The organism is Devosia ginsengisoli (genome assembly GCF_007859655.1).
GTDB classification, from domain to species: Bacteria; Pseudomonadota; Alphaproteobacteria; order Rhizobiales; family Devosiaceae; genus Devosia; species Devosia ginsengisoli.
On sequence record NZ_CP042304.1, the window covers coordinates 1760101 to 1782236 of the forward strand.

The following is a 22136-nucleotide window of genomic DNA, read 5'->3' on the forward strand; positions in this document are numbered from 1 at the left end:
CGGCCGTCCGGTCAAACCACCCTGCCGCGATGAGGCCCCTGACATTGCGCCCCGATACGGGCCGCGGTAACCTGGCAGGGCAATCACCGCCGAGGTCGATCGTGCATCAGGTAGAGCGACGCCACGACGTTCATCCGCTGGTCCAGTCGGTAACGCACCGCGTGTTCACCACGGCCGGGGTGGTGGAATTCCTGCCCGACCACTGCTGGGACATCACCTTCATCCGCAACCGGCAGGGCACGTTCGTGCTGCGCACCGGGCTGACGACGCGCCCTGTCCAGTTCGACGTGGAGCCGGGCGACGAGAACTTCGCCATCGCCTTCAAGCCCTTTGCCTTCATGCCACTGATGCCGGGCGAGCTGATGCGCGACGAAGGCGTGATGCTCGACATGGCCGGGCCGGATCGCTTCATGCTGGGAGTGCAGAGCTTTGAAATTCCGCGGCTGGATAGTGTCGAGGATTTCGTGCGGCGGCTGATCGGGACCGAGGCGGTGGAGACCAATCGCCTGGTGGCTTCGGTCGTGTCCGGCCATCCCGATGCGGCGACCGAGCGCACTTTGCAGCGGCATTTCCTCAAGACGACAGGCATGACGCTCAAGACTTATGGGCAGATCGCGCGGGCACGGCGGGCGCTGACGATACTGGCCGAGGGAGTGCCGGCAGCCGAGGTCGCTTATGCCCTCGGCTATGCGGACCAGCCGCATCTCATCCGCTCGCTGCGCACCTTCATGGGCACGACGCCCGGACAGGTTGCCCGGGCGCCGCAAGGCGATTTCAGCGCAACCGGCTGAAGAAGGACTGCATATCAGCCACCAGCGCTTCGGAAGCATCGGCCGCCGCGAAGTGACCGCCGCTCTCCATTTCGGTCCACTGCACGATATTGCTGAACGAACGTTCGGCGAAGGTACGGACCGAGCGGAAGTCATTGGCGAAGGAGGCAACGGCGGTCGGTACGGCGGTGGGGATTTCGCGGTAGCCGCCGCCGGTCTGCGACCCTTCGAGGAAGAAATTGCCCTGCCCGCTGCCCGAAGCGGTGAACCAGAAGATCGCGGTATTGGTCAGGAACAGCTCGCGGTCGAACGATGTTGCCGCCTCGCCTTCGAAGCCGAAGAACAGTTCGGCATTCCAGGCCAGTTGGGCCACCGGAGAATCCACCAGGCCATAGGCCAGCGTGCCGGGGCGCTTGGACTGGATATCGGCATAGCCATTGTATTTCTGGAACTTTTCCAGATTGGCGAAGCCGGCCAGTTCGAACGGGCTCAGCATATCCATTTCGCCCGGTGCGCCGGAGGGGAAGGCGAAGACCTGCTGCAGATGGACACCCATCAGGCCTTTCGGATTGAGAATGGCCAATTCGCGTGACACCAGCGCGCCGGCATCGCCGCCCTGGGCGCCGTAGCTGGTATAGCCAAGGCGCTTCATCAGCACGTCCCAGGCAGCGGCGGTGCGCACCGGCTCCCAGCCGGGGCCGGCCAGCGGCGTCGAGAAGCCGTAGCCGGGCAGCGAGGGGATGACGAGGTGGAAGGCCTGCGCACCAGGCTTGCCATGGGCGGCCGGATTGGTCAGCGGGCCGATGACCGGTAGATATTCGACAAAGCTCGACGGCCAGCCATGGGTCAGCACCAGCGGGATGGCATCAGGCTCGGGCGAGCGGATATGGAGGAAATGGATGGTCTGGCCATCGATCTCGGTCAGGAATTGCGGATAGGCGTTGAGCTTGTCCTCCCAGGCGCGCCAATCATATGAATTGAGCCACTGCTCGGCCAGTTCGCGGATGAAGTGGACGGGCTGGCCGTGGCTCCAGTCGCGGGAAAAGGTGTCCGGGAAGCGGGCATGGCGCAACCGCTGCTGCAGGTCGTCGAGCTGGGTGGCGTCGATGGCGATCTTGAACGGGGTGATGGTCATTTGTCGATCCTCGCTGTGGCTGGCTTCGACCTCCGAAGCCCTGCCCCGGTTGTAGGCAGAGGAGGCGCGGCGGGATTGAAGATTTCCGACAAACGGGGGTGCCACGCCCTCGTGGTTCGAGGCGCTGAAGAAGCGCACCTCACCATGAGGGCTACTGAGGCCGCAGAGTTCAAAGTAGCCCTCATGGTGAGGCGGGAGCGTAGTGACCCTCGAACCACGGGACCGTGCCACAGGGTCAGGCCAGAATGGGCGCCCCAAGACCCGCCACGTCCGAGATACGGCGGAAGCCGGCGAAGACTGCGCCGCCTCGTGCTGCCAGTTCGCGCTCGCATAGGGCGCGCATGGCGGTGCCGTCGCCCGCCGCTGCATCGGCCATGGCCGCGGAGAGCTGGTCCGCCAGGGCGGCATCGACCGTGCGCAGGCGGCGCGGTAGCCATTTGCCGGCACCGGACCAGTGGCCGCGTCCCCAGAGCATGAGATCGATCAGCTTGGGATAGAGCGTGACGGCGATGGCCAGCACTTCCTCCCGGTCGCGACGACCGCGCAGGTCGTCGGCCAGATCGGACACCTGATAGAGCAGCAGTTCCGCCCGCTCACCTTCCAGCGGCGCCGGACCGACCTTGAGCAGGCGGCTCGCTTTGGCTCGCAGCGCCGCCGCGCCCTTGACCTGCGCGCCCACGATCCGGCCCTCGGCGACCATGTTGATCATGATGGGGCGGCCGTTTTCGACGTCGCGGCCGAGGAACACGTCGAGCGTCGCCGGGTCATGCACGAAGGTCTCGACCGGAAACCCTTCCTCCATGAAGGACTCCCGCCAGGCCCGCTCCAGCCGGGGATAGATGACCACCATGTCGATATCGGAACCAACAGTGCCCTGCCCGCGCATGATCGAGCCGGCGACGAAAGCGAAATGCGCGCCGGCGAAGCGCGTTTCCAAAACATGGGCGGCCGTGGCCAAGGCCTGGTTGGCAAGGATGCCCGGACGATACTGGTCCATTCTATGTGTCCTGATAGGCGGACAGGCGGGCATTAAAAAACCCCGCTCGTGTCCGGCGGGGTTTTTGACGTCAGTCCTGATCGAAAATCAGATCACACGATGCCATTCCCCCGCAAGGCGGTGGTGGTGCGCATGGTGGACATAATCTGGTTCGCGATCATGGCCGGACCCTAGCGAGGGCGCCTGCCGCGGTCAATGCCGGTTCAGGCCGGCTCGTCGCTCAGCATGCGGGCGATAAAGCTGCGGACTTCCTCGATGGCCATGCCGAGATCGGCAATGCGCTCAGGGGTCAGCGGCCGGCCGGCCTGCATTTCCATTTCGGCCGCCTTGGCGAGGTCGGCAATGGTCCAGGCGCCGACGCCGCTGGCCGCACCCTTGATGGAATGGAGGTTAATCGCCAGGTCATCGTAGCTGGCCGCCAGTTCGAGGCGGTCGAAATAGGTTTTGACCGTGGTGTCGAACAGGCGAAGGATTTCATATTCGAGATGTTCGTCGCCCAGGCACTGCTTGGCCAGGTGCACCAGGTCGATGGGGCGCATGGCCCGGACATGGGCGGCCTGTTCGAGCTTTTCGACCGCTGCTGATCGCTGCGCCATTCTGGCGGCTCCTTAACTGGTGCGGCGACGCGTCCGGAAGGACAATGCCACACCAGTCAGCCTAGAACGACCGGATGAACAGGTGATTAAGCCACATCTTCGCCTTTGTTTGGCGGTTCTGATGACCCCGCTTCATCCCCAGAAAATTAACCTTTGGGTAAGAAAGCGTTCGGTTTGGTTCAAATTGAATGTATTAATGGGCTTTGAACCAGCGCGCGGCGGCGAGGGTTGAGGGACGATGCGGGGCATTTGCATCGAATTGTTTCCATTTGACGATGCGCCCGGAAACGGGTGTGGCGTCATAACAACTCCCATGGTCCGCCTTGTTGCTGTGAAGCCGACGCGAGAGTTGTAAAGAGTATGGCGAAGAATCCGACCCCACAAAACGATCCCGCCGCGCTGGCCTTTTCAGCCGTCGAAGACGCCCTCAAGGAATCGGTGTTCAGCCTGGACAGCACACCTCAGCAGCCTGCGGAAAAGAAGCCGGCGGACAGCGCGCGTTCCGAACGCCTGCGCGCGGCCGACAAGATCGCCCAGCAGGCCGGCAGCGTCGCCAATGACGATCGCTTCCCCACCTCGAAAATCCTCTACAACCTGCAGAACCGCTCCTCGTCCGCCCCGACCTGGATCGCGCTCGTGCTGTCGGTTGTCTGGCTGGCTGTAGCGGGCGTCGTCGCCTGGCTGCGCTATGGCCCGCAAATGGCCGATTTCAGCGCCTTTATCGGCACGATCGACTTTGTCGGCCTGCTCGCCATCATGGTGCTGCCGGTGCTCGGCTTCTTCGCCGTCGCCACGCTGTTCCGCCGCGCGCAGGACCTGCGCAACGCCGCCTCCTCGATCACCCAGGCCGCCATTCGCCTGGCCGAGCCCGAAGTCACCGCCGCCGACAAGGTCGCTTCGGTGGGCCAGGCCGTGCGCCGGGAAGTGAACGCACTGGGCGACGGGCTGGAACGCGCTTTGTCCCGCGCCGGCGAGCTCGAAGTGATGATCCACAACGAGGTCACCGCGCTCGAACGCACTTATTCGGACAATGAATCGCGCATGCGCGCGCTGATCGCCGAACTGGCCAGCCAGCGCGAAAGCGTGCTCACCAATACCGAGCGCGTACGCGAAGCCATCACCGAGAGCCATACCGGCCTGGTGTTCGACCTCGACATGATCAGCCAGCGCATTGCCGGCACGATCGTGGAAAGCGGCGGCAACCTGACCCGCGCGCTGGAAACGGCCGGCAATACGCTGACCAACACCTTTGGCGAGCGCACCGAGAATTTCGTGTCGCTGGTGGATAATCGCACCACCGACTTCATCTCCTCGCTCGACAACAGCGCCAGCCGGCTGTCGCTGACCTTCGAGGACCAGACCGGCGCCATGGCGCGCACGCTGGACGAACGCGCCGCCGATCTAAATGCCGGCGTCGAAAGCCGCATTTCCTCGCTGACCGACGCGCTCGATGCCCATTCGACGTCAATCGCCAGCGCCATCGACTCGCGCACCCAGCAGATCGAACAGCGCACCGCCGCGCTGACTGGCTCGTTCGAGGAACGCACGCAGTCCATCACCGGCCTGCTGGAAAGCCGCACGACCGAACTGGCCAATGCGCTCGACGAACGCACCGGGGCCCTGTCGCACCTGTTGACCGATGGCGGCGCCACCCTGCTCGAGCAGTTGCGCGAACGCGGCCATGAAGTGACCGGCGGTCTCGACATGATCGGCCAGCGCATTGCCGAGGACATTTCGTCCCGCTCGCACGAAGCCGAAGTGTTGCTCAATGCGCTGACCCGCCAGCTCGATGAATCGGTGTCCATCCAGCTCAACGCCATGGATAGCCGCCTGCAGTCGGCTGTCATCGAGATCAACGGCGCGCTGGACGATACCTCGGAACGCGCCCGCATCACGCTGGCCACGGCCGGCCAGGATTCGCTGAGCCAGTTCGACGCCCGCCTCAACGAAATCGCCGCCATTCTCGATACGCGCCTGCATACTTTGGACAATGTCATCGGCGACAAGGGCGACAGCCTGATCGCGCGCCTCGACGAGCAGGGCACCAGCTTTGCCGCCCGCGCCAATGTGCTGGAAATGGCGCTCAACGAAGAGAGCGGCCGCTTCAACGATGTCGTGGCTGAACGCACCCGCGAAATGGGCGAAGTGCTCGGCGCGCGCACCAAGGCGATCACCGAAAGCCTCACCAACCGCACCCGCGAAATCTCCGATTCCCTGGAAGGCCATGCCGGCATCATCGCCGAAGCGCTGGACGGCCGCACCAAGGAAGTGGACGAGCTGCTGGCCGCCCGCACCACCGAGATGAGCGAAGCCATCCGCGCGCGCAGCGAGGAACTGGGCGAGACCCTGACCGGCAGCACCAGCGCCTTCGACCAGGCCATTGCCGGCCGCACCCAGCGCCTGGCCGATACTTTGGCCGAAAAGACCACTGCCCTGTCGCTCGAACTCGACAGCCGCACCGGCACGCTGGCCAGCCAGCTCGACGAGCGCACCACCGCATTGGTGGGCCAGATCGAGGAACGCACCACCACGCTGGCCGGCGAACTCGACCGCAGCGGCAGCGAATTGCGCGGCGCGCTCGACAGCGGCACCCAGCAACTGGCCCAGGCCGTCGGCACCCGCACCCAGCAGCTTTCCGAAGCCCTGGGCAGCCGCACCCAGGCGCTCAGCGACACGCTGGCCACCCATACCGCCTCGATCGGCGAAACCATCGGCCTGCGCACGTCCGAACTGGCCGACACCATAGCCCAGCAGGGCGAGGAAGCCCGCGCCAAGATCGACGGCTCGCTGCGCACCGCCACCGATGCCATGGGCGAACGCGTGACCACCATGTCGGCGCTGATCACCGACAAGGTGGCCGAGCTCAACAGCAATCTCGGCACCGGCCTCGACAGCGCCATCGCCCGCATTTCCGACGCCGAGCACGGCGTCGCCGCCCGCATCGACGCGGCCAGCGCCACGGTCAGCGAAAGCGCCCGCCAGGCCGCCGAACTCATCGAGACCGGCGTCACCTCCGCCCGCCAGGCCATTGGCGACATGGTGGACCAGCACCTGGGCACCCTGCCCGAAGCCATCACCGCCCGCGCCGATATAACTGCCGAGCGCCTCGCCGCGCTCAATGCCTCGATCAATACCTCGATCACCCAGTCCATGGCCGATCTCGAAGCCGGCGCCGACCGCATCGAGGAAACCATCGCCACCCGCATCACAGCGGCGACGCAGAACATCTCGACCGACATCACCAATACCGCCAACCGCATGGACAGCGCCGTGCGCACCGCGCTGGAGCAGATCCGCGTGGCGGCCACCGATATCGACCAGTTGCTCACGGTGAAGGCGGTGGGTGCGGTCGACACGATCGAGACCCGCCTCAGCGACATCAACCGCTCGGTGGAAGAGCATACCAGCGCCTTCGCCAACCTGGTGAGCGAGAAGTCCGATCAGTTGCAGGGCGCCCTCAACAATCACGGCAACCTGCTGCGCGACGCGCTGGGCGAGAATGCCCGCGAGGCCGAGGCCATCATGGCCGTTTCGACCTCGCGCATCCTCACCGACGTCACCTCGGCGCTGGGCAAGCTCAACGATTCCAACCTGCTGCTGCAGCGCGTGCTGGACGCCTCGACGGCCAACCTGGCCAACCTGGAAACCTCGGTCGCCCAGCAGACCTCGACCTATTCGACCACCGTCCGCGAGGCCATTGGCCAGACCGAACAGGCCGGCGCCATGGTCAGCCAGCATGTCAACGCCCTGCAGGCCACCATCCGCGGCATGGTCGACGAATTCTCGACCGTGCTCGGGCGGCTGGATGCGGAAGCGGCCAACATGTCCCAGGCCTCCAACGCGCTGGCCCTCACCAGCGACGATGCCCTGCAGACGCTGGAAGATCGCCGCACCGCCATGGACTCGCTGGCCCAGAGCTTTGCCTCGCGCGCCGACGATATCGACGGCCGCATGCGCCTCTTTGCCCAGTCGATTGCCGATACGGTCAACGATACCGAACGCCGCCTGATCGGCGCCCGCCGCGCCATGGACGAAGCCCTGACCGCCACGTCGGGCACCATTGCCGAAACGATCAAGGCCTCGACCGACAGCGTCAACGACGCGCTCTATGCCACCAATGAGCGCTTCACCTCGACCCTGGCCAGCAATGCCGGCCAGGTGGACCAGGCCGTGCAGCGCGCCGCCGAAGCCGCGACGACCGCCCTCAGCCAGACCGCCTCCTCGGTCCGCCTGGCGCTCAGCGACCAGGCCGCGCAGGTCAATCACGCGCTCGAGGACAATGCCGGCAAGGTTGGCGACATCCTCGTCTCGACCACCAGTACGCTGGCCGACACGATCGCCGACAGCTCGCTGTCGGTCCGCGCCGCCATCGACCAGACCACCGGCGCCTTCCGCCAGACCCTGGATGCGACGGCGGGCGACGTCACCAGCCGCCTCGGCGAATTCCGCGGTGCGGCCGATGCCGAAGGCCGCCGCGCCAATGCTGCTTTGCAGCAGGCCCAGCAGATGATGGTCGCCGAAATGCAGCGCGCTATCGAAGAGGCGACCGCCCGCTTCGGCGACACGGCCCGCGCCATGCGCGAGACCGCGCGCGAAGTGGGGAGCGAGCTGGAAGCCACCCGCGCCGAACTGGCGCGCGGCGTCAACGAACTGCCCGAGGAAACCCGCGCCAGCGCCGCTGCCATGCGCCGCGTCGTGGCCGAGCAGATCGAGGCGCTGAGCGAACTCAACGCCATCGTGCGCAGCCAACCGGCCACGCATGACCTCAACGACCGTCGCCCGTCGCGCCCTGCCCCGCGTGCCGAAATCCGCCACGAGGCGCCGGCCTACCAGCCGCCGCGCCAGCCTGAGCCTCCGCGCGAAACCTATGAAGAGCCGGCACAGCAAGCCACAACGCTGGTCGATCCGATCCGCGCGGCTGCGCCGGTTCGCCGCCCCGAGCCGCAGCCGGTTGCCGAGCCCGAACCGGAAGCCCCTGTCGCCACCACCGGCAATGGCGGCTGGCTGCGCGACGTGCTGCGCAATGCCACGGCCAAGCAGCAGAGCACCCAGCCGCAGCAGCAGGGCGGCCTGTCGGGCCTGACCGACGAAATCGCCCGCTCGATCGACGATGGCGCGCTGGCCGATGCCTGGGCCCGTTACCAGGCCGGTGAATCCAACGTGTTCTCACGCCGGATCTATACGCTGGCCGGCCAGGGCACCTATGACGAAGTGCGCAAGAAGCTGCAGCGCGACCCCGAATTCGCCCGCACCGCGCAGGCCTATATGGGCGAGTTCGAACAGCTGCTGAAGCGCGCCGCCGCCGGCGCCCACCCGGCCGCCGAAACCCGCGAATACCTGCTGAGCGACCGCGGCAAGGTCTATACGACCTTGGCCCATGCGAGCGGCCGGCTGAACTGAGTTTCAGTGGAAGATTGAAGCGGCCCCGGGAAACCGGGGCCGTTTTTGTTTGGGGCGTAATGCCACGCCCTCGTGGTTCGAGGCGCTGAAGAAGCGCACCTCACCGTGAGGGCTGTTGATGCACCGAGCCACCAGTAGCCCTCATGGTGAGGTGCGAGCCCTTCGCGAGCCTCGAACCACGAGGGCGTCAATCAGACGACACGGACAACCCCGCGAGCAGCGGACCATAGGCGGCGAGCTTGTGGGACAGAAACTCCGTGAAGAGCCGCACGCGTTTGGTCTTGCGGGTCTCCCCCTGCGTGAGAAGCCATAGCGTTCCATGCTCGTGCAGGTCGGCGCCCGGCACCCGCGCCAGCAGGGGGTCGGCATCTCCGACGAAGCACGGCAGTGTCGTCATCCCCAGCCCTTGCCGCACGGCAACAATCTGCGCCTCGGCATCCGTGACCGCGAATGGAACCCCCGTGGTGCGAACTTCCCCCGCGCTGGCCCAATCGGGGATGCCATGGCTGCTTATGACAATCCACCGGACGGGATCAGGCGCACCCGCACGCCACGCGGCCAGCCGATCGCGAGACATGTAGACGCCGCTGAACAGCTCCGGTCCCTTCAGGCCGTGAAGATTGAGCGGCAGGGTCTTGCGGTCGTAAACAACGCGGATTGCGACATCGGCGTCGCGGTTGGTCAGGTTCGCCAGCGCGCCGGACGACAGGACTTCCATCTCGATGTCGGGATGCAGGCGCGCAAACTCGGCGAAGTCGGGCATGAGCAGGTGCGTCGCGAGAGGCGGCGCCAGCGTGACCCGCAGCAGTCCGCGTACACCCTGGTCGCGGCCGAAGACGCGCGTCTCCAGCCGGTGCGAGGACGCCTCCATCTGCTCCGCGAATTCGAGAACCTCTTCGCCCGTGGCCGTCAGGCGGTAGCCGGATGGCAGCTTTTCGAACATATGCGCCCCAAGGCGCTCCTCAAGCTGAGCGATGCGTCGCAGCACGGTTGCGTGATTCACCTTGAGGTGCCCGGCGGCCGCCCGCACCGAGCCTCCCCGCGCGACGGCAAGAAAGTAGCGAACGTCATCCCAGTCTATCATGGTGCAATCCCGCACCGCACGGCGCGCCTTCCCAAGCCAACACCTAACATACCGCGCCGCATTTAGGGCAGTCATCATCGCCTATACCGGCGCGTGCAGGCAATTCCGAACGGCAACTGTCCTCCGGCCGGATCAATTTCGCACCACCGATATGCGCGCTTCCGCACTCAACGCACGGCTCCGCCGGACCCATGTTGAGGCAGCTACACAGCACAACGGACAATTGGAGAAGCATTATGAGCTACGCGATTATTGGATTCGGCAGGATAGGCCAGGCGCTCGCCCAAGCCTTTGCCCGCAAAAACATTGATGTGACCGTCGCCAGCCGCCGGCCGGCCGAGGCACTGGCGCCGCAGGCTCGGGCGATTGGCCCGACAGTCGTCGCCAGATCGTTGCAGGAGGCACTCGAAGCCGACACGATCATCCTGGCGATCCCGTTCGGGGAGCATGGCGAGGTTGCGAAGGCCCTGTCGAGCTGGCAAGGCAAGACGGTCATCGACGCGACAAACGCGCTGGTTGCCCTTGAGGACCTGGAAGGCCTCCCGTCTTCCGCCTTCCTCGCCAGGGCGTTCACCGGCGCCAGGCTCGTCAAGGGATTCAATCACCTGGTCGCGGCCACCCTGGCCGCCGATCCGGTCGTCGATGGTGGCCACCGCGTGGTCTTCCTGTCGAGCGACGACGAGGATGCGATCGCTCCCGTGGCAGATTTGGCCAGGCAGCTCGGCTTCGCGCCGGTCGATCTGGGAAGGCTCGATGAGGGTGGCGCGCTGGTGCATGCGCGCGACCGCGTCTGGGGCAAGCTCATCTTCCAGGATCTGTTCAAGCAGGAGCAGTAATCGATCTGCGACCGGTGATCGACGCCGAGAACCGGTCGCGCCCACTGCCTGCGACCACGATCAGATATCGGCGTCCCTGTTGCGGGAGATGGGCCGGTATCGCACCCGAACTGTCGATGTGGTGTCGCTGTTCTCGGCGAGCGGCGTGAGGCGGATCGGGGTGCCATCCGGCTTGCTGTAGAGCCGGATGCCGTCACCGAGCAGAACGGGCGCGATGTGCAGGTCGATCTCGTCGATGAGCCCGAGTCCGAGAAGCTGGGCGCCGATATTCGGGGAGAACACCATGATGTCCTTGCCGGCCGCGGCGGCAAGCGCCAGCTGCACGACCTCGGCGGGTTCGCGATGCAGGAACGTCACATTTTCAGCGGGCTCAGCATCTTCGGGATGGTGCGTGAGAACGAAGATCGGACCGCGCCATGCCCCACCCCAGGGACTATGGCCTCCTGGAGAGTCCCAGCCGTCGCGTCCTGCGATGATCGCGCCGGTTCGTTCGATATATCCCCGGATCACCCCCGGCTCGGCGCGATATCCACCGGTCCACATCCAGCCCATGTCATGGTTGGGCCCTGCGACAAACCCATCCAGCGACATCATGAAGCTCCACAGCACTCTGCCGTGCCGCTCGTCACTCTGCCCGATAGCCATGCCGGTTTCCTACCAATGGTAATCTGCGACTGGTTGCACCATACGCCAACCACCCGCCTGGAGTCTTACCCCACCAGCGACTTTGGTGGGCGGAGCCGCAGGGACAGCAGCACGCAGCCGACGGCCAGCAGCGAGGTGACGGTGGAGTAGAAGAAGGCGTAGGCCGCGAAATGCTCCACCAGCACGCCGAAGATGACCAGCGCCAGCATGGCCATGGCCATATTGAGCATATTGGCAAAGCCCTGCGCTTCGGCGGCATTGGCCTCGTTGGTCCAGTTGGCGATGAAGTGCACGACGCCGAAATAGCCCATCCCGAAGCTGAAGGCGTGGAGGAGCTGGGTGAAGAACAGCACTTCCACCGGCGGATTGAAGGCCATGATGGTGAAACGCACCAGGCCCGCCAGGGCCGCCACCAGGATCATGTTGCGCGCCGTGACCCGCCCGCCAAAGCGCCGCCAGGCAAACATCAGGATAGCCTCGCCCACTGCAGCTATGCCCAGCAGGGGCCCGAGGAAATAGCTCGGAATGCCGTTTTCGTGCCAGAGCAGCGCGCCGAAGCTGCCGATCACCGAATTGCTGGAATTGACCAGCGCAAAGGCCAATAGCGGCAGGACGAACCAGGGCTTGAGGGAATCCCGCAGCCGGCTCGGCTGGGCGGCAATGGCGGGATCGGTATTGGCCAGCGTCGGCTTGGGCGCCGGGGCGCGGAAGCGCGGCAGCAGGAAGGCCAAAGCCGCCCGCGCCACTACGGTGATGACATAGAGGCCGACAAAGGCGCCCGATCCCAGCACATTGAGGAAGAGGCCGAGCCCGCCCGCCGCGAACACATAGCCCACCGTGGCCCAGGCGCGGACGACGCCGAAATCGGTGCCGTTGCGGCGCGTCATGCGCACGGTGGCCGCATCGATGACTGGCGCGACCAGCCCATTGGAGGTGGCGCACAGCGCCCAGACCGAAAGGATGCCCCAGAATTCGGAGACGAAGAAAAGTGGCACCGGCGCCAAAGCCGAGCCCAGCGAGATGACGATGAGCGCGGTGCGCCAGTCATCGGCCTTGTCGGCAACCCGGCCGACAATGATGTTGAGCAGCAGCAGGCACAAAGTGGGCAGCGCATTGATGACGCCGATCTGGTCGGCGGGAATGCCGTGCTCGCTGAGCCAGATGCCGAGAAAGACCGAAGCCACGCCGCCCGGAATATAGACGGTGAACTGGTATAGCGAGGCGCGCAGCTCGGGACTGGCCGAGCGCGAAAATGCCGAAAACATGGAAAACCGACTCCGGGCAAATCAGCGCCGGAACCCTTGGTGCCCCGCATCGGCGGGCAACGCAAGCGGCTTGTTGCCGCTTTACTGTTATCCGGCCGCCGCCAGCCGCTGCGGCCCGGCGCGAAGCGGTTCGAGCCCCGCGAAAAACTGCGCCGCACTGGCCGCCCAGGTGAAGCGCTCGCCATGGGCGCGGGCATCGGCGCGGTCCAGCGTGAGGGCGCGGGCCACGGCGATATTGAGGTTGTCGTCGAGCGCGCCGGCTTTGGGATCGCTCAAGACGTCGCGCGGACCGGTGACCGGAAAGGCCGCAACGGGCGTGCCGGAGGCCAGGGCTTCGGTGATGACATTGCCGAATGTATCGGTGTGGCTGGGGAAGACCAGCACATCGGCGCTGCGATAGAGTTCGCCCAGCTCCTCGCCATGGCGATAGCCGAGAAACACGGCATCGGGATAGGCTTTCTGCAGGCGGGCACAATCGGGGCCGTCGCCGACCACGATCCTGCTGCCGGCAATGTCGAGATCGAGGAATGCCTCGACATTCTTCTCGGCGGCGACGCGCCCGACATAGAGCAGATGCGGACCCGGCAGGTCGGTGAACAGCGTCTTGGGGCCGGGGCGGAAGCGGGTGCCATCGACGCCGCGGCTCCACAGCATCAGCCGGTCGAAGCCGCGCGCCAGCAGATCGTCGCGCAATGAGGGCGTCGGCACCATGGTGCGGGCGGCGGCGGCGTGGAACCAGCGCAGATAGCCATAGCTCCATTCCTGCGGCACCGGCACGCGCATGGCGACATATTCCGGAAAGCGGGTGTGGAAGCTGGTGGTGAAGCCAAGGCGGTGACTGAGGCAATATTGCCGCGCCAGCAGGCCCAGCGGCCCCTCGGTGGCGATGTGGATATGATCAGGCGCGGCGGCCTCGATCTGCCGCGACACGGCGCCAAGGCTGGCCAGCGAAATCCGCACCTCGGGGTAGGATGGCACCGGCAGCGTCCAGAACCGCTCGGGGGTGAGGAAGGCTATGTCATGCCCTGCGCTGGTCAACTCGCGGGCGATGCTTTCGAGCGTGCGCACCACGCCATTGATCTGCGGCCGCCATGCGTCGGTGACGATGAGAATGCGGCGGGACGGAATTCCGATAAATGAATGGGGCACGGCAGCACCGCGACAGGTTCAACTGCGCTTCAGGCTCGCCTGAGTCCAAGTCGGTGGCGTGAATGGAGTGTGACGGTTGGCTGACAGGGCCGGCGTGTTCTTTAGGCTTCCGTGGCTCCCGTCACCCCACCCTCAATCCCTCCCCATCAAGGGGAGGGAGGCGCATGGGTGAAGTTTGAGCACATGCTCCCTCCGCGACGTATGAGGCTGGTTACCCCTCTCCCCTCGTGGGAGAGTGTGGAAATCCGCGTTCAGCGGATTTCCGGGTGAGGGGGTCTGCGTCTTCCCATGCCTGGGTGTTTGTGGATGGCACAGTACCCCCTCATCCGCCCTTCGGGCACCTTCTCCCACGAGGGGAGAAGGGAAAGACAGCCCAAGCGCCAGAAGTAAACACTTCCCCCTTGAGGGTGGGGGTACAGGCTACCCCGCGGCGCGGCGGAGGCGGAATTTGCGGGGTTCGCCGGCGACCATTTCGGTCCATTTGACCAGCTCGAACGCGCCATCGGTATTTTCGACAATGGCGGTGCAGCTCTCCACCCAGTCGCCGGTATTGATATAGTGGATGCCCAGGCGGTCATGCATGTCGGCAAAGTGGATGTGGCCGCAGATGACGCCGTCGACACCCGATTCCTTGGCCTCGTGCACCAGCGCTTCCTCGAAGCGGCCGATGACCGAAACGGCATTCTTGACCTTCTGCTTGGCCCAGGCGCTGAGCGACCAGTATTGCAGGCCCAGCCGGCGGCGCACCCAGTTGATGGCGATATTGACGCGCAGGGCGGCGTTATAGGCCCAGTCGCCGACATGGGCGAGCCACTTGGCATTCATCACGACCACGTCGAACTGGTCGCCGTGAATGACGAGATAGGTCTTGCCGCAAGCCGAGGTGTGGACGGTGCGGTCGACGAATTCGACCTCGCCGAAATAGGTGCCCAGATATTCGCGCAGGAACTCGTCGTGATTGCCCGGCAGATAGACGACGCGCGTGCCGGCATTGGCCTTGTCGAGCAGGATCTGCACCAGGACATTGTATTCGCTGGGCCAGTGCCAGGACTTGGCGAGGCGCCAGCCATCGAGAATATCGCCGACCAGATAGATGGTCTCGGCATCATGCGCGCGCAGGAATTCGATAAGCTGCCCGGTTCGAATCGGCTTCATGCCCAGGTGGACGTCCGAAATGAACATCGCCCGGACCTGTCGGACTTCGCGATCATCCGTCATCAAGCAACGACTCCTGCTTCGTGGGGGCGCACTTTATCCGCGGATGCAGCAGGTGGGAACCATTGGCGGCGAGAAGGTGGGGAAAGCGGCGGACACGCCTTCGTGTCACAACTCTCAGCGAATCCGGCCCTTCAGCGCCACGATCCGCGCATAGCTCTGCTCGATCCGCGCCGCGAAAGCCGGGTCGGCCGCCGCTTCGGCGAGCAGGATATCGAGGATTTCCTGGCCCAGGCTGGCGCGGTATTTGGCGGTGTTGGAGAACAGCAGCACATCGGTGCCGGCGCGGACGGCCTGGGTCACGGTCTGCTCGAGCGTGAAATGATCGCGAATGGCGCCCATTTCGAGATCGTCGCTGATGACGACGCCACCATAGCCCAGCTCGTCGCGCAGCACGCCAGTGATCCATTGCGGGGAAAGCGAAGCCGGCGTCTGGGTGCCGGCATCGGCATAATCGGCGTGGTAGAGGTGACCGACCATGACCATATCGACGAGACCTTCCGACATCAGCGTGCGATAGGGATCGAGTTCGGCCTGCTGCCAGGTCTGGGTGATATCGACAAAGCCTTCGTGGCTGTCGGCGGTGGACGAGCCGTGGCCGGGGAAATGCTTGAGCGCAGTGAGCAGGCCCGCGGCATGATGGGCCCGGACGAAGGCCGCGTCGTACTCGGCCACCACGGCGGGATCGCTGCTGAAGGCACGACCGAATTTGGCGATGACCTGATTGTTCGGGTTGAGATTGACGTCGGCGATGGGGCCGAAATTGACGGTGAAGCCGAGCGCGGCGATCGAGGCGGCCATTTCTGCATAGATCGCCTCGGCCTGTTCGGGTGAATCGGCGGCGGCGATGGCCGCGGCATTGGGGATTTCCTTGAAGCCGACATCGCTGGTCAGCCGCTCGACCGCCCCGCCCTCCTGATCGAGGGTGATGAAGGGGGGCAGGTCGGGAGATGTGTCACGGAAGGCCGCATTCATCGCCGCCACCGCATCGAGGCTCTTCACATTGACCTTGAGCAGCATGACGCCGCCCAGCCGGCCGGAGGTCAGCTCATCGCGCAGCCTGGCGACGGAAGCATCATCGGCGTCATCGCCCTGGAAGCCGACCACGATCATCTGGCCGGCCATCTGTTCGAGCGTTGCGCCATGCGCCCAGGCGGGCAGCAGCAGCGGAACCAGAGCGGCGGCAAGGCGGAAAAATGAGGTCACAAGGATGGTCCGGGCAAGAATCACTGCTGCGACCTTGATCGGCAAATGCCGTCGAATCAATGGCAGCGCCGGTCGAGTCAATACCATACTCACCCCTCATTTAGGGGGTGCGGAGGCCGAGGCGGTCATGCCAATCTGGCATCGGTGACCTGGAGCATGGGCCGTTTTCAACCTTCAGCCCATGAAGCCGTTGCCTCTGATCGGGCGGGGATCTTGGGTTCCCCGCCCGTGATATTTTTGGGGGTACGATCCCTTGGCATCGATTGCCTCCCCCCCCCTAATGGCCTTGCTTACTCTGGGCGTCTAGAGGCTGTAGTCGGTACGGCTCCTGCCACCCCTCTCCCCTTGAGGGAGAGGGTGGAAATCCGCGTCCAGCGGATTTCCGGGTGAGGGGTCCTGCGCCATCCCATGCTTCAATGTTCCTGGATAGCTCGATACCCCTCATCCGCCCTTCGGGCACCTTCTCCCTCAAGGGGAGAAGGCAACAAACCCAAGCGCCAGAGGTAAAGCCGAGAATCCCGGCCACAAAACGAAATTCCCTCCCCTTGTGAGGGAGGGAATGAGGGTGTGGGTGTTGAACTCGGATACGAGGCGTCCGGCAGGAACCTAGCGGTTCTGGCGGTTCTCGATCAGGTCGTTGACCACGGCCGGATCGGCGAGGGTGGACGTATCGCCCAGCGAGCCGAAGTCGTTTTCGGCCACCTTGCGCAGGATGCGGCGCATGATCTTGCCGGAACGGGTCTTGGGCAGGCCCGGCGCCCATTGGATGAGGTCCGGCGTGGCGATGGGGCCGATTTCCTTGCGGACCCAGGTCTTGAGCTCGGCCTTGAGGGCGTCGTCGCTGGCTTCGCCGGCCATCAGGGTGACATAGCAATAGATGCCCTGCCCCTTGACGTCGTGCGGATAACCCACCACGGCGGCCTCGGAGACCTTGGGGTGGCTGACCAGCGCGCTTTCGACCTCGGCGGTGCCGAGGCGGTGGCCCGAAACGTTGAGCACGTCATCGACGCGGCCGGTGATCCAGTAATAGCCATCCTCGTCGCGGCGGCAGCCGTCGCCGGTGAAGTAATAGCCCTTGTACTGGGTGAAATAGGTCTCGACGAACCTTTTGTGATCGCCATAGACGCTGCGCATCTGGCCCGGCCAGCTATCCTTGATGGCCAGCACGCCCTCGGCCTTGGTCTCGTCCTGCACCACGCCTTCGGGCGACAGCACGACGGGCTGCACGCCGAAGAAGGGCACGGTGGCCGAACCGGGCTTGGTGGCAATGGCGCCGGGGAAGGGCGCGATCATGTGGCCACCGGTCTCGGTCTGCCACCAGGCGTCGACGATCTCGCAGCGGCCCTTGCCGACATGCTCGTGATACCAGCGCCAGGCTTCCGGGTTGATCGGCTCGCCCACCGTGCCCAAGAGGCGCAGTGTGGGCATGTCGTATTTGTCAGCGAACTCGGCCCCTGCCCCCATCAGCGCACGGATGGCGGTGGGCGCAGTGTGGAACACGTTGACCTTGTGCTTTTCCACCACCTGCCAGAAGCGCGAGGCATCCGGATAGCTCGGAATGCCCTCGAACATCAGCGTGGTGGCGCCATTGGCCAGCGGACCATAGACGATATAGGTGTGGCCGGTGACCCAGCCGACGTCGGCCGTGCACCAGAACACTTCGCCGTCGCGATAGTCGAAGCTCAGCTCATGGGTCAGCGAGCCCCAGAGCAGGTAGCCGCCGGTGGTGTGCAGCACGCCCTTGGGCTTGCCGGTGGAACCGGACGTATAGAGGATGAACAGCGGGTCTTCGGCGCTCATCGGCTCGGGCGGGCAGTCCGCATTCACCTTGGCGACTTCGTCCTGGTACCAGACGTCGCGGCCCTCGACCATGTTGATCGGGTTGCCGGTGACCTTGACCACGATGACACGCTCGACGCCGCCGACCTTGGCCAGGGCATCATCGACATTCTTTTTGAGCGGCACGGTCTTGCCGCCACGGCGGCCTTCATCGGCCGTGAGAATGATGCTGGAACCGCAGTCGGAGACGCGGCCGGCAATCGAATCCGGCGAGAAGCCGCCGAAGATCACCGAGTGAACGGCACCGATACGCGAGCAAGCCAGCATGGCCACCGCGGTATCGATGATCATCGGCATATAGATGGTGACGCGGTCGCCCTTCTTGACGCCATTGGCCTTGAGCACATTGGCGAAGCGGCAGACCCGGTCATGCAGCTCGCGATAGCTCACCTTGCTGTCGGTGCCGGGCGAGTCGCCTTCCCAGACGATGGCAGTCTGGTCGCCGCGCGTGGCCAGGTGCCGGTCGAGGCAATTGTAGGAGACATTGAGAATGCCGTCCTCGAACCATTTGATCGAGATATCGGGATAGGCAAAGCTGGTATTCTTGATTTTGCTGGGGAATTTCACCCAATCAAGCCGCTTGGCCTGCTCCGCCCAGAACCCATTGGGATCGCTGAGCGAACGCGCATACATCTCGTCATACTGGGCCTTGGTGGTCCGGGTGCGTGCGATTGCGGCCGCACTTGGCTGGAATACGAGCTGCTCGCTCATACTATCCTCCCTTATCTCTCCCTGCCCCGTTCTAATGACCCACCCCGCGTGGGGCAAGGCCTTGACTCTGCGACTTAATGGGTAGCGCACAGACTACCGCCCATTAACCGCGTCCAGCCTAGGATGCTCCAGCGCCTGTGGGGTTTGCTATGACTGGCGCAAAGGGAGTGCCATCATGGCCGAGATGACCATTCGGGCCGCCACATCGGCCGATATCGACCTGGTCCACCGCGAACTGATGGACGTGATCGCCACGTCCCCATATTACAGCGACCGCTTCAAGGCCCACGAAATGGGCCGGTTGAACAAGAATTTCCTGCGCACCCTGCTGGCGCTCGACCCCTGGCACATCATGATCATGTGTGCCGATGGCGAGGCGGGCGGCGCGATGGTCTCGGGGCCCGAATGCGGCGCCATTTTCCGCTATTGGGGCTGGGTGTTCCCCAGCCACCGCCAGACCAAGCTGGGCATGTTCGCCATGCGCGCCTTCGACGAGCATTGGGACAATGGCCGCTTCCACAAGGCCTATACCTTCGTGCGACCGGAAAACGAGGTCACGCGCCTGCTGCTCAAGCGCTACGGCTACAAGGAAACCTGCCTGCTGGAAAAGCACATTTTCGGGCAGGATTACCTGTTGATCGAAAAGCCCTATACCAAGGTCACCGAGGACTATGACAGCGGCGCCAATATCGGCCGGCTCGGCCTGTTGAAACGCCGGATCGGGCAACTGGTCGGGGCGTAGCCCCGGCTATTCCGCCGGCACGGCCGCGGCGCGGCGGGCGCGGAACCACTGCATGATCGAGACGTCGAGCTTGGCGGTGCGCAAGGCGACCCACCACAGGCCCACCGACCAGATGGTGATGGCAATGATGGCCGAAAGCGCCGCGCCCATCAGTCCGAACGAGGGCACCAGCAGCCAGTTGCACAGCACCAGCGTCACCACGCCCATGCCCACTGAAGGCAGGCTGGCATAAGGGCGGTCGTGGATGGAGAGGACCAGCGAGGCCGGCCCCATGACCGACCGCACCACCAGCGCCAGCGACAATACGGCCAGCGGCGCAGCGCCCGCCGCAAAGCTCGGGCCGAACAGCATCAGCGCAAACGGTCCGGCAATGGCTATGCCGCCGAACAGCACCACCGAAATGACGCTGGCAACGAAATTAGCATCACCCACCTTGCGCTTGAACGCCTCGCGATCGGCATTGGCCTCGCTTTCGAACATGTCGGGCAAGGTGACCGCATAGACAGCCGAGACGGCAAAGGAGGTCAGCGCGAAAATGCGGGTGCAGATGCCGAATATGGCCAGTTCCTCGCGGTTGAGCGTGTGGCTCAGCAGCAGCAGGTCGATATCGAAGAAGAAGTCGGTGGCCAGAGAGATCAGCACCCATGGCAGGGCGAAGCGCCACCAGCGGGCGGCTTCGGCAGGCCGCTGCGGCGCGGTGTCGGGAATGCGGTTCAGCGACGTCGCGACGAAGGCGAAATGCACCAGCGCAATGACCACATAGCCGGCCGCCACGATCCACAGCATGGCCGAGAACCCCTCGACCGGCACCGCGAAGCTCATGGTGGCGAGGAAGGCGGCGATGACCACGATGGGGCGGAACATGGTATCGGCGAAAAAGCCGGCAAACGGCCGCTTGAGCCCGACCAGCAGCGCGCCGTTGACATAGACCATGGCCGTGGCGAAGGCGAGCAAGGCCACCGGAATGAAATGGTCGGCCAGCACGCTGCCGCCCTGCCCCAGCATGTCCAGCAACGGATGGCCCAGCAGCAGGATCAGCACCAGCGTTGCCACGACATGGCCATAGGCCCTGATAATGAAGGTGACGAACTGCCGGCGCTCGCCACGCGCCCGGTATTCGGCGGCGAAATAGGTGCCGACGGTGTGGAAGCCGAGCGGCATGACCACGGCGATCAGGTTCACCGTGGCGATGACGAGCAGATATTCCCCGAGCAGTTCGGGGCCCCAGATCCGCGCGATCAGCGCCTGGACCAGGAAGATGAGCCCGGCGCCCGCCAGCCGTGCGCCGAAAATGACGCCCGACTGCGATGCGAGGCGGCGATGCAGGCTCATTCACCCGCCTCGTCATGCGCCGGCTTGGTCTGTGTCGCCTTGGTCTTGGGATTGCGCCAGCCATCGACGGCGCGGCGCACCGCATAGAGCGCATCGCGGAGGGCGAAGGCGCCGGTGCCGAGCAGCAGGGCCAGCGGGCGGCTGGCATAGTTGGCGACGGGTGGCACGGGCTGGATGACACCGGCATCGCCCACCATGCCCTTCTTGAACTGATGCAGGCCCTGGAAGCCGTCGGTGCCGCCCAGGTCGTACCAGGTGGCCCTGGTATTGTCGCGCAGCCAGCGGATGATGTGCCAATGCATGAAATAGCCGGCGCGCAGGGGCAAAGCCTTGTCGTTGGTGGCGCCATAGAGATAAACGGCCCGGTCGCCTGCCTTGAAGATCAGCGCGCCGGCGACGAGTTCGCCCTCGTGGCGCACGAAGAACAGTTCGGGCCGCAATTCCGGCACGTCGATTTCCATGAGCGCCGGCACGGTTTCATAGGCCGAGTGGTCGGAGAACTGCTTGCGATCGGTCATGGCGGTGTAGAGCGCGTCGAAATCGGCCATGCGCTCGGGACCGGCATGCTCGAAGCTGAGCCCGGCCTTTTCCGATTTATTGAGCTGGCGCCGCCAGGTCTGGCTGAAGCTCTTGCGCTGTTCCTCATCGCTGAGGCGCAGATTGACGATATAGCGCGCGGGAAAGCCCAGTTCGGAGCCGCGCTTGAAACCGCGGGCCACCAGGCGTTCATATTCGCGATTGACCGGATAGATCGACGCCCGCGGCAGCACGGACAGCATCTGCCCGCGCGCATTGGCATATTCGGCCACCATGGCCTCGACCATGCCGGCGTGAATGGCGTCGGCATCGGGACGCGACACGTCCTTCAGCATTGGCGCCCATTTGGAGACGGCAATCCGTGCCAACCCGAGCGGCAGCGACTGCACCATGATCAGCGCGCCGCCGACCACTTCGCCATCGAGCAGGAACAGCATCGGCTCCTGCTTGACCGAAGGCCAGCGCGTCACCGCGAAAGCGTGCATCTGCTCCTGGCAGACCTCGTCGAAACCGGCAATGGTCCGGTCCCATTCGGCGCCGTCGACAATGCGGGTCTGCAGCGGGCGCGCCGTAATGCCGATGGCGCGCTCCGCCGGATAGCCGGCTTCGGACGCCACTCGATCAGCAATAAAGGACATTATAGCTACTTCCCGCTCATGTGACTGAGCGGGAAGCTA

The 22136-nt window shown here is 64.8% G+C and carries 16 protein-coding genes; 4 read left to right on the forward strand and 12 right to left on the reverse strand.

Annotated elements, in window-relative coordinates; genetic code table 11:
* Positions 1-101: 101 nt before the first annotated feature.
* Positions 102-791, forward strand: coding sequence for an AraC family transcriptional regulator (locus tag FPZ08_RS08675; RefSeq protein WP_186767267.1), 690 nt, complete (start codon positions 102-104; stop codon positions 789-791).
* Here the strand turns inward: FPZ08_RS08675 and FPZ08_RS08680 are convergent.
* From FPZ08_RS08680 to FPZ08_RS08690, 3 genes are all read right to left on the reverse strand, one after another.
* Entirely contained in the window at positions 775-1905 is a 1131-nt protein-coding gene (locus FPZ08_RS08680; RefSeq protein ID WP_146289606.1) for an epoxide hydrolase family protein, read from the reverse strand. The genes FPZ08_RS08675 and FPZ08_RS08680 overlap by 17 nt on opposite strands.
* Positions 1906-2140: 235 nt before the next feature.
* Positions 2141-2902, reverse strand: coding sequence for a nucleotidyltransferase domain-containing protein (locus FPZ08_RS08685; protein ID WP_146289607.1), 762 nt, complete (start codon positions 2900-2902; stop codon positions 2141-2143).
* 203 nt (positions 2903-3105) lie between these two features.
* Positions 3106-3498, reverse strand: coding sequence for an Hpt domain-containing protein (locus FPZ08_RS08690; RefSeq protein WP_146289608.1), 393 nt, complete (start codon positions 3496-3498; stop codon positions 3106-3108).
* A gap of 360 nt (positions 3499-3858) precedes the next feature.
* Here FPZ08_RS08690 and FPZ08_RS08695 point away from each other — a divergent pair, with 360 nt between their 5' ends.
* Positions 3859-8898, forward strand: a complete 5040-nt coding sequence (locus FPZ08_RS08695; protein WP_146289609.1) for an apolipoprotein A-IV repeat region-like domain-containing protein — start codon at positions 3859-3861, stop codon at positions 8896-8898.
* Positions 8899-9085: 187 nt separating this feature from the next.
* On the opposite strand, the gene FPZ08_RS08700 is transcribed toward FPZ08_RS08695, so the two are convergent.
* On the reverse strand, positions 9086-9982 hold the full coding sequence (locus FPZ08_RS08700) for a LysR family transcriptional regulator (protein WP_146289610.1): 897 nt from the start codon (positions 9980-9982) through the stop codon (positions 9086-9088).
* Positions 9983-10218: 236 nt separating this feature from the next.
* Between FPZ08_RS08700 and FPZ08_RS08705 the strand changes: the two genes are divergently transcribed.
* Complete coding sequence (locus tag FPZ08_RS08705) at positions 10219-10818, forward strand: NADPH-dependent F420 reductase (protein ID WP_146289611.1); 600 nt, start codon at positions 10219-10221, stop codon at positions 10816-10818.
* A 60-nt stretch (positions 10819-10878) separates the two neighbouring features.
* Here the strand turns inward: FPZ08_RS08705 and FPZ08_RS08710 are convergent, their stop codons facing one another.
* From FPZ08_RS08710 to acs, 6 genes are all read right to left on the reverse strand, one after another.
* Positions 10879-11463 (reverse strand): dihydrofolate reductase family protein, encoded by a 585-nt coding sequence (locus tag FPZ08_RS08710; protein WP_186767268.1) that lies wholly within the window; start codon positions 11461-11463, stop codon positions 10879-10881.
* 65 nt (positions 11464-11528) lie between these two features.
* Entirely contained in the window at positions 11529-12728 is a 1200-nt protein-coding gene (locus tag FPZ08_RS08715; protein ID WP_146289612.1) for an MFS transporter, read from the reverse strand.
* Positions 12729-12815: 87 nt separating this feature from the next.
* Positions 12816-13877, reverse strand: a complete 1062-nt coding sequence (locus tag FPZ08_RS08720; RefSeq protein WP_246132834.1) for a glycosyltransferase family 4 protein — start codon at positions 13875-13877, stop codon at positions 12816-12818.
* Positions 13878-14297: 420 nt separating this feature from the next.
* On the reverse strand, positions 14298-15095 hold the full coding sequence (locus tag FPZ08_RS08725) for a UDP-2,3-diacylglucosamine diphosphatase (protein ID WP_146289613.1): 798 nt from the start codon (positions 15093-15095) through the stop codon (positions 14298-14300).
* Between the two features lie 114 nt (positions 15096-15209).
* Positions 15210-16298: a glycoside hydrolase family 3 protein gene (locus tag FPZ08_RS08730; protein ID WP_186767269.1), complete on the reverse strand. Its 1089-nt coding sequence runs from the start codon at positions 16296-16298 to the stop codon at positions 15210-15212.
* A gap of 606 nt (positions 16299-16904) precedes the next feature.
* Positions 16905-18848 (reverse strand): acetate--CoA ligase, encoded by a 1944-nt coding sequence (gene acs, locus FPZ08_RS08735; protein WP_146289615.1) that lies wholly within the window; start codon positions 18846-18848, stop codon positions 16905-16907.
* Between the two features lie 175 nt (positions 18849-19023).
* On the opposite strand from acs, the gene FPZ08_RS08740 reads away from it, so the two are divergent.
* Complete coding sequence (locus FPZ08_RS08740) at positions 19024-19590, forward strand: hypothetical protein (protein ID WP_146289616.1); 567 nt, start codon at positions 19024-19026, stop codon at positions 19588-19590.
* Between the two features lie 6 nt (positions 19591-19596).
* Here the strand turns inward: FPZ08_RS08740 and FPZ08_RS08745 are convergent, their stop codons facing one another.
* Together FPZ08_RS08745 and FPZ08_RS08750 are read right to left on the reverse strand one after the other, a co-directional pair.
* Positions 19597-20922, reverse strand: coding sequence for a lipopolysaccharide biosynthesis protein (locus tag FPZ08_RS08745; protein WP_146289617.1), 1326 nt, complete (start codon positions 20920-20922; stop codon positions 19597-19599).
* A complete protein-coding gene (locus FPZ08_RS08750; protein WP_146289618.1) occupies positions 20919-22097 on the reverse strand; it encodes a lipid II:glycine glycyltransferase FemX in 1179 nt (392 codons plus the stop codon). The genes FPZ08_RS08745 and FPZ08_RS08750 overlap by 4 nt, the downstream gene beginning before the upstream one ends.
* Between the last annotated feature and the right edge of the window lie 39 nt (positions 22098-22136).

What these genes read in the sequence shown, in the direction of transcription:
- FPZ08_RS08680 (WP_146289606.1), bottom strand. Translation starts at nt 1,905, where the DNA reads ATGACCATCACCCCGTTCAAGATCGCCATCGACGCCACCCAGCTCGAC.
- FPZ08_RS08685 (WP_146289607.1), bottom strand. Translation starts at nt 2,902, where the DNA reads ATGGACCAGTATCGTCCGGGCATCCTTGCCAACCAGGCCTTGGCCACG.
- FPZ08_RS08690 (WP_146289608.1), bottom strand. Translation starts at nt 3,498, where the DNA reads ATGGCGCAGCGATCAGCAGCGGTCGAAAAGCTCGAACAGGCCGCCCAT.
- FPZ08_RS08695 (WP_146289609.1), top strand. Translation starts at nt 3,859, where the DNA reads ATGGCGAAGAATCCGACCCCACAAAACGATCCCGCCGCGCTGGCCTTT.
- FPZ08_RS08700 (WP_146289610.1), bottom strand. Translation starts at nt 9,982, where the DNA reads ATGATAGACTGGGATGACGTTCGCTACTTTCTTGCCGTCGCGCGGGGA.
- FPZ08_RS08705 (WP_146289611.1), top strand. Translation starts at nt 10,219, where the DNA reads ATGAGCTACGCGATTATTGGATTCGGCAGGATAGGCCAGGCGCTCGCC.
- FPZ08_RS08710 (WP_186767268.1), bottom strand. Translation starts at nt 11,463, where the DNA reads ATGGCTATCGGGCAGAGTGACGAGCGGCACGGCAGAGTGCTGTGGAGC.
- FPZ08_RS08715 (WP_146289612.1), bottom strand. Translation starts at nt 12,728, where the DNA reads ATGTTTTCGGCATTTTCGCGCTCGGCCAGTCCCGAGCTGCGCGCCTCG.
- FPZ08_RS08725 (WP_146289613.1), bottom strand. Translation starts at nt 15,095, where the DNA reads ATGACGGATGATCGCGAAGTCCGACAGGTCCGGGCGATGTTCATTTCG.
- acs (WP_146289615.1), bottom strand. Translation starts at nt 18,848, where the DNA reads ATGAGCGAGCAGCTCGTATTCCAGCCAAGTGCGGCCGCAATCGCACGC.
- FPZ08_RS08740 (WP_146289616.1), top strand. Translation starts at nt 19,024, where the DNA reads ATGGCCGAGATGACCATTCGGGCCGCCACATCGGCCGATATCGACCTG.
- FPZ08_RS08745 (WP_146289617.1), bottom strand. Translation starts at nt 20,922, where the DNA reads ATGAGCCTGCATCGCCGCCTCGCATCGCAGTCGGGCGTCATTTTCGGC.
- FPZ08_RS08750 (WP_146289618.1), bottom strand. Translation starts at nt 22,097, where the DNA reads ATGTCCTTTATTGCTGATCGAGTGGCGTCCGAAGCCGGCTATCCGGCG.